The organism is Arthrobacter sp. (assembly GCF_048266065.1).
Classification (GTDB): domain Bacteria; phylum Actinomycetota; class Actinomycetes; order Actinomycetales; family Micrococcaceae; genus Arthrobacter_H.
The window spans coordinates 143,215-149,986 of sequence record NZ_JBLXAH010000009.1; the positions used below are offsets into that span (position 1 = coordinate 143,215).

A 6,772-nucleotide genomic window follows, 5' to 3' on the forward strand; every position below is an offset into this window, starting at 1 on the left:
ATGAGCACCATCCGCCCCCTGTGGCTGCTGCTGATCTGCCTCGGATCCGCCCTGCTCGGGTGGATCGCGCAGGTCGCGCTGACCGGCAACGGCTACACCTCCCCGGTGCTGCAATGGCCCTCGCTGATCACCATGCTCGCCGGCATGGCCATCACCTTCGGGTTCGGGATGCGGGTCCGCCGGTATACCCAAGGCAAGCTCAAGAGCCGGCTCGACCCGCTGCAGGCGGCCCGCACCCTGGTCCTGGCCCAGGCCACCGCCTATGCCGGATCGCTCATCGCCGGATGGCACGCCGGGATCCTGTTGGACCTGGTGCGTGGTGCGGGACTGGGAAACCAGGTCGTGATCTCATCCTTGGTGATGATTGTTGCCTCGCTGGTGATGGTTATTGTGGGTTGGGTCGTCGAGCAGTTCTGCAAACTGCCTCCCGACGACCCATCCGCCCCGGGATCCCGGGACAGGAACCGAGAGGAAGACGAGGGGTATGCCGCAGGAACCAATTGACCCGGCGGGCCTGGAGTTCCAGCGGGTCTCACCGTCCTACGCCAAGGTCAGGCTGGTCGGCTGGGGGATTTCCGCGCTGATCACCTGGGTCGTGCTGGCCACCCCGGTGGTGTTGATGCTCACCGGCGTCTGGCCCGGCTACCCCGCGTGGCTGGCCTGGGGACTGCTCGGCATCGCCGTCGTCGCCGACCTGGCCCGCATGGCGGTCATCCCCCGGCAGGTCCGGGCCATCGGCTATGCCGAACGCGACGACGACCTGCTCATCCGCAGCGGCATCATGTTCCAAAAGGTCCTCGTCGTCCCCTACGGCCGCATGCAATACGTCGACGTCGCCGTCGGGCCCGTGGACCGCGCCCTGGGGCTGTGCAAGGTCCAGCTCCACACGGCCTCCACCACCGCCAAGGCCGAGATCCCCGGGCTGCCGGCCGCCGAGGGGACCCGCCTGCGCGAACGGCTCTCGGCCCGCGGTGAGGCGAGGCTGGCCGGACTGTGAGCGGCGAATCCACCGTGCCGGAGACCGCCGACCAGACGGTCCCCTGGAAGCGCGTCCACCCGGTTTCCCCGCTGGTCCGCGGGTGGATCGCCGTGTTGGCGATCCTGTACTTCTTCGGCCAGAACTGGATCGAGAACATCTTCAACGCGGAGGAGCGCTCCGGGTCCGACGGGGGCGGCTGGTCCTTCACCCCTGGCCTGGTCTGGGTCATCGTCGGTGGCGTCGCGGTCCTGCTGCTGATCATGGGCGCCTTCTTCCTGTCGTGGTACTTCACCAAGTACCAGGTGACCGAACGGCATGTGAACGTCAACTCGGGGGTGGTCTTCCGCCAGCAGCGCCAGGCCCGCATCGACAGGGTGCAGGCCATCGACATCGTCCAGCCCCTGCTCGCACGGATCTTCGGGCTGGCCGAACTCAAGTTCGAGGTCGCCGACGCCGGGTCGACGGCGATGCGACTGGCCTTCATCAAGATCGACGACGCCAAGGTCCTGCGCAACGACATCCTCGCCCGCGCCGCCGGACTGAAGCAGGACACCGCCCCGGCCGCCGGCCCCGCTGGCTCCGGGCACGACGGCGGTGCCTCCGCCGGGGGCGGGTTGCCCGCTGGCACGGATCGCGTTGCTGCCCCGGCCCCTCCGTCCGGGGCACCCGAGGCCCCGGAACGGGTCGTTGCGGTGGTCCCGCCCCAACGCCTGGTCGCCGCCACGCTGCTTTCCCCCTGGGTGGGGATTACAGTGCTGGTCGTCATCGGCGGGATCATTGCCACCATCGCCACGCACGGGGAATTCACGCTGCTGTACATGATCCCGTTCTTCATCGGCGTGGTCCCCGCACTGTGGGGACAGTTCAACCAGGGCTACAACTTCCGGGCGGCGATGGGCTCCGACGGCCTCCGGTTGAGCTACGGGCTGCTGGACACCCGCCACCAGACAGTTCCCCCGGGGCGCGTCCAGGCGGTCATGGTCACGCAGGGGATCATCTGGCGCCGTTTCGGCTGGCACAAGGTCGTCGTCAACGTCGCCGGATACGGCAGCCAGGGCGAGGACGCGACACTGCGCTCAACCCTTCTGCCCGTGGGCACCCGCCAGGACGTGCTCAATGTGCTGGGCATCGTGCTTCCCGACCCGGGCACCGGACGCCCCGCCGAACTGGTCGATGCCGGGATCTCCGGGGCGGGGACCGCGGAGGGGTTCACCACCTCGCCGCGCAGCGCGCGCTGGCTCTCGCCCTTTGCCTACCGACGCCAGGGATTTGCCGTCACGGACACAGCACTGTTCTCCCGGGCCGGAGTGCTCATCCATTCGCTGGTCATCGTCGCGCACGAACGCATCCAGGGGATCCTGCTCACCCAGGGGCCGCTGGATCGCCGCCTGGGCCTGACCGGGATCCAACTGTGCACCACCGACGGGCCGATCTCCCCGCGCGTGAAGCAGATGGCCCTGGCCACCGGACGTGACCTCTTCATGACCCAGGCCGACCGCGCGGCCATCGCCCGGCGGCTGAACGACAGGGACCACTGGCTGGAGGACGAACACCATGGCTAAACCCGGCCGCCTGGGCGTGGGCATCATCGGTGCCGGCAAGGTCGGTGCCGTGCTCGGTGCCGCCTTGCGCGCCGCCGAACACGCAGTCGTCGGTGTCCACGCCGTCTCCGAGTCCTCCCGTGATCGGGCCGACGCCCTGCTGCCGGGCGTCCCCGTGCTGGACATCCCGGAGATCGTCAGGCGCTCCGAACTCGTGCTCCTGGCCGTCCCAGACGACGCACTGGCCCCGCTGGTCCAGGGCCTGGCCGACGCCGGGCACTGGCAGCCCGGCCAGCTCGTGGTGCATACCGCGGGGCGCTACGGCACGGGCATCCTGGCTCCGGCGCAGGCCGCCGGCTCCATCCCGCTGGCCATCCATCCGGCCATGAGCTTCACGGGGATGAGCCTGGATCTTGATCGGCTGCAGGACTGCATGTTCGGGGTCACCGCCGCGTCCATGGTCCTGCCGATCGCCCAGGCGCTCGTCGTCGAAATGGGAGCCGAGTCCACCATCATCGAGGAAGCCGACCGGGGCATCTACCACGCGGCCCTGGCCCACGCCTCGAACCACCTGGTCACCATCGCCGGACAATCGGCCGAACTGTTGCGGCGCATCGGCGTCGAGGCACCGGAGCGCGTCCTGGGTCCCTTGATGCGCGGATCGCTGGAGAACGCCCTGGCCGCCGGGGAAGGTGCGTTGACCGGACCGGTGGCCCGGGGGGACACCGGCACGATCGATGTGCACCGCACGGCCCTGGCGGGCGATGACATCCCAGCTGACATCCGTGACGCCTACCTGGCCATGGGGCGGGCCACTGCCCAGCGCGCCCTGAACCGCGGGTTGCTCACCGAGGCCCAGGTCGCCGCGATCCTGGACGCACTGGCCTGACCTGTCCCGACCTCTCCCAATCAGCGGCGGCGGGACGGCGCTAGAATCGACGCGTGAGCACCCCAGAAACCCTGTACGACGGCGGCACCCCGGCGGGTGCCCAGCGCCCCTTCCTGGCCCGGACGGTGGCGGAACTGCGCGGCCTCTCCGCCCGGCTCCTGGAAGCAGGGGCCGCCGAGGGGCAGACCCGCCGGCTGGCGCTGGTCCCCACCATGGGCGCACTCCACGAGGGCCACGGACATCTGGTGAGGGCCGCCCGGGCGGAGAACGACGTCGTCGTGGTCTCGGTGTTCGTCAACCCGCTGCAATTCGACGACGCTGCCGATTACGAACGCTATCCGCGCACCCTCGACGCCGACCTGGAGCTGCTGGCCCAGGCAGGTGCCGACATCGTCTTCGCCCCCGATGAAGCAGAGGTCTATCCGCAGGGCGCCCCGCTGGTCCGGGTCCTCAGCGGGAAACTGGGGGAGAAGTTCGAGGGCGCCTCGCGTCCCGGGCACTTCGATGGGATGCTCGCCGTCGTGGCCCAGCTGCTGCACCACGCGGGTCCTCCGGCCCTGGCGTCGGTCCCCGTCGACTACGGTGCCTACTTCGGGCAGAAGGACGCGCAGCAGCTGGCGATCATCCGCCGCATGGTCACTGACCTGGCCTATCCCGTCCGGATCCAGGCAGTACCGATCGTCCGCTCGCCGGAGGGGCTTGCCCTGTCCAGCCGCAACCGCTTCCTCACCCCGGAACAGGCCGACGCCGCATTGGTCCTGAGCCGGGCATTGTTCCTGCTGCGTGACCGGGCCGCAGCGCACGAGCCCCTGATGATCGACGAGGCCGAGGCCCTGATCGCCAGCCAGCCCCTCGTTGACCTGGACTATCTCGAGGTCGTCGACCCGGACACCCTGGAACCGTTGGCCTTCAATTGCCGCGAGACGCCATTCACCGGAAGCGCGCTGGTCCTGGTGGCAGCGCGCGTGGGTTCCGTCCGGCTGATCGACAACATGCCCCTGGGCGACGCCTGACCCCCGGCCTGCCGGACCGACGTCCGGTGGCGGGCGGGGCTACAGGTGGTTGAGGACCCGGGTGAGCATGGACCGGCCGTGCTCCTCGAAGGCGGCGTCACCCATGTCCCGTGACCAGACGATGGTGCCCAGGGACTGCATCAGTTCGTCCAGCCGGCGTCCCGGTGCCGGCGGACCTCCTTCCAGCCCGGCAGGGACGGGCTCCTGGCCGTAGCCCGCCATGAAGGCAGTCCGTAGATCGGCGCGGCGAACGAAGTCATGGTGGTCCATGCGCACCAGATCCGAATACCAGGGGCGCAGCTCGGCACGGCCGAAATCGATGACGGCGAGCCTGCCGTCGGGCCTGACCAGCCAGTTCCGGGGCTGGTAGTCGCCGTGGGTCGGGACCAGATCCACCGGCCGGGGTTCGAAGCTGTCCAGCCAGGTGGCCACGAGCGAGAGCTGGTCGTCCGGCACCAGCCCCGACGCCCGGCCCAGCCAGGCGCGCGTCTTGGCGGCCATGGATTCCTCGTAGTGCTGTGCGGTCCGTGGTGCTGTCCCGCGGTGGAGCCGCGCCAGGAGGGCGCCGGCCTGCCGGAAGGAACCGGCGTCGTGCTCCTGGGGTGTTCCCAGCACGATCCGGCCCGGGAGGAAGGTCTTGACGAGCACGCCGGCCGTGGCGTCGTAGTGCACCAGCTCGGGGACATCTCCCGTGAGGGGGCCCAGCCAACGGGTATGCGCCCGGTATTCGCGCTCCAGATGGTGCGACGATGCGCTGGCCTTCAGCAGCAGATGCTGTCCACGATGGACGAATTCCAGCACGGTGATGCCAAAGGGCCAACTGTGGTCCGCCTCGAGGGCGGCACCTGGATACATGTCCTCCAGATGCGCTCGCTGCCCGGGCGAGAGACCCGGGTGATCCCACGACGACATGTACTCACCGCCAGCGGCGGGCCGCTGCCTGCAGGTGGTCCCGGAAGGCAGAGAGGTCGGCGATGATGTCGGCAGCCGACTCGCCACCACGACTGAGCGCCGCCGATTGTCCGGCATAGACGGGGGCGGTGGAGACGTCGGCCCCGCGCCGTGCCGCGTTGATGGCCTCGGTGATGGCCGGGTCCGCCGCGACTGCCGAGGCAAGCGCCTCCTCGTGGCCACCCCATTGGTCGCTGAAGTCATTGCGCAACGCCCGGCCGCCGAACTCCTCGGGCCACGGGATGCGCTGGGCGATGTCGAAGGCACGGGTGAAGACGGTGTCATCCAGACCTGCCCCGGCGATGGCCTCCTTGACCCGGTCGTGGCTGAGCGACTCGGTCGACGCGGCAAAGCGGGTCCCGATCCATGCCGCCTGTGCACCGGCAGAGAGCACGGCGGCCACTCCGCGGGCATCGGCGATGCCACCGGCGGCGATCACCGGCTTCCCGGTGGAGGCCAGCGTCTGCTGCAACAGGGGAAGCGTCGCGACGTCGTTGCGCCCATGCCCGCCGCCCTCGCCCCCGCGGCAGACGATGACGTCCACATCGGGCGCCAGGGCGCGCTCCAGATCCGCGCCACTGCCCACCTGCATGGCACAGGGGAGTCCTGCCTCATGGATGAGGGCCGCCGCGGGTCCGGGGTCACCAAAGCTGACGCACACCAGGGATGGCCCTTCGGCAAGCAGGTACTTCAGCGGATCCAGCGACTCCTCGAGCACCCAGGCCATCAAGCCGGCGCCCCAGGCGCGTCCGGAAGCCCGGGCGAGGGCGGCCTGTCCGGCGATCCATTCCTGCGAGGCCCCGGAACCAATGCCAACCATGCCCAATCCACCCGCCGTGCTGACCGCCGCGGCCAAGGCTCCGCCGGCGGCACCGGCCATCGGGGCATTCACCAGCGGTTGCGACATCCGCAGCCGGTCCAACAGGTCGAAGGTCGGGGGTGTCTGGGGCATGGGATCTGGCAGATTGGACATGTCTCCAGTCTAGGGACCGGGGCTGTGACGCAGGACTCAAGACCTCATAAGGGTCGATGGGTCGTAGCGTGACGGCAAATGGCCCGAAATCCCGCGGAATTCCGGTCTTCCCGGGGAGGAGGCCCCCGATTTGGTGGGCACCCGATTTCCGTGTAAAGTTTTCTGAGTCGCCGGGACGAGGACAGCGGAAACGCTGAAGATCGCAAGGCGACCAAACCCTACAAAATCAGTCCACATTGGACCGGAATGCTTTGCGCTCCGGATTCACGAGGATTGACTGCGAAGAGTAGTGCAAAAAGCACCGGGAACGGTCGATTTGCACGGCGACACGCGGTAGGGTAAGTTAGACAAGTTGCTCCAGAGCGTAGCGGCCGGCCGGATGGCGGGTTTGTGGAAGCTGGAAGCGTCTGTTGTTTGAGAACTCAA

7 protein-coding genes are annotated in these 6,772 nt (G+C 69.0%); 5 read left to right on the forward strand and 2 right to left on the reverse strand.

All coding sequences use genetic code 11. The features are described from left to right. Genes ACN0TP_RS15150 through panC form a run of 5 tightly spaced genes read left to right on the forward strand, consistent with a single transcriptional unit; the run spans position 1 to position 4,422 of the window. Entirely contained in the window at positions 1-504 is a 504-nt protein-coding gene (locus ACN0TP_RS15150) for a DUF3180 domain-containing protein (protein ID WP_417220260.1), read from the forward strand. After that, positions 485-997, forward strand: coding sequence for a PH domain-containing protein (locus tag ACN0TP_RS15155; protein WP_417220262.1), 513 nt, complete (start codon positions 485-487; stop codon positions 995-997). Before ACN0TP_RS15150 ends, ACN0TP_RS15155 begins: the two co-directional genes overlap by 20 nt. Then, a complete protein-coding gene (locus ACN0TP_RS15160; protein WP_417220264.1) occupies positions 994-2,541 on the forward strand; it encodes a PH domain-containing protein in 1,548 nt (515 codons plus the stop codon). The genes ACN0TP_RS15155 and ACN0TP_RS15160 overlap by 4 nt, the downstream gene beginning before the upstream one ends. After that, positions 2,534-3,409, forward strand: a complete 876-nt coding sequence (locus tag ACN0TP_RS15165) for a Rossmann-like and DUF2520 domain-containing protein (RefSeq protein WP_417220266.1) — start codon at positions 2,534-2,536, stop codon at positions 3,407-3,409. The genes ACN0TP_RS15160 and ACN0TP_RS15165 overlap by 8 nt, the downstream gene beginning before the upstream one ends. Positions 3,410-3,462: 53 nt before the next feature. Next, positions 3,463-4,422 (forward strand): pantoate--beta-alanine ligase, encoded by a 960-nt coding sequence (panC, locus tag ACN0TP_RS15170; protein ID WP_417220267.1) that lies wholly within the window; start codon positions 3,463-3,465, stop codon positions 4,420-4,422. A 39-nt stretch (positions 4,423-4,461) separates the two neighbouring features. Here panC and ACN0TP_RS15175 read toward each other — a convergent pair whose 3' ends face one another. Both ACN0TP_RS15175 and ACN0TP_RS15180 read right to left on the reverse strand, forming a co-directional pair. Then, positions 4,462-5,334 carry a phosphotransferase family protein gene (locus ACN0TP_RS15175; protein ID WP_417220268.1) on the reverse strand — a complete coding sequence of 291 codons (873 nt, stop codon included), beginning with the start codon at positions 5,332-5,334 and terminating at the stop codon, positions 4,462-4,464. Between the two features lie 4 nt (positions 5,335-5,338). Beyond that, positions 5,339-6,346: an NAD(P)H-dependent flavin oxidoreductase gene (locus tag ACN0TP_RS15180; RefSeq protein ID WP_417220269.1), complete on the reverse strand. Its 1,008-nt coding sequence runs from the start codon at positions 6,344-6,346 to the stop codon at positions 5,339-5,341. Between the last annotated feature and the right edge of the window lie 426 nt (positions 6,347-6,772).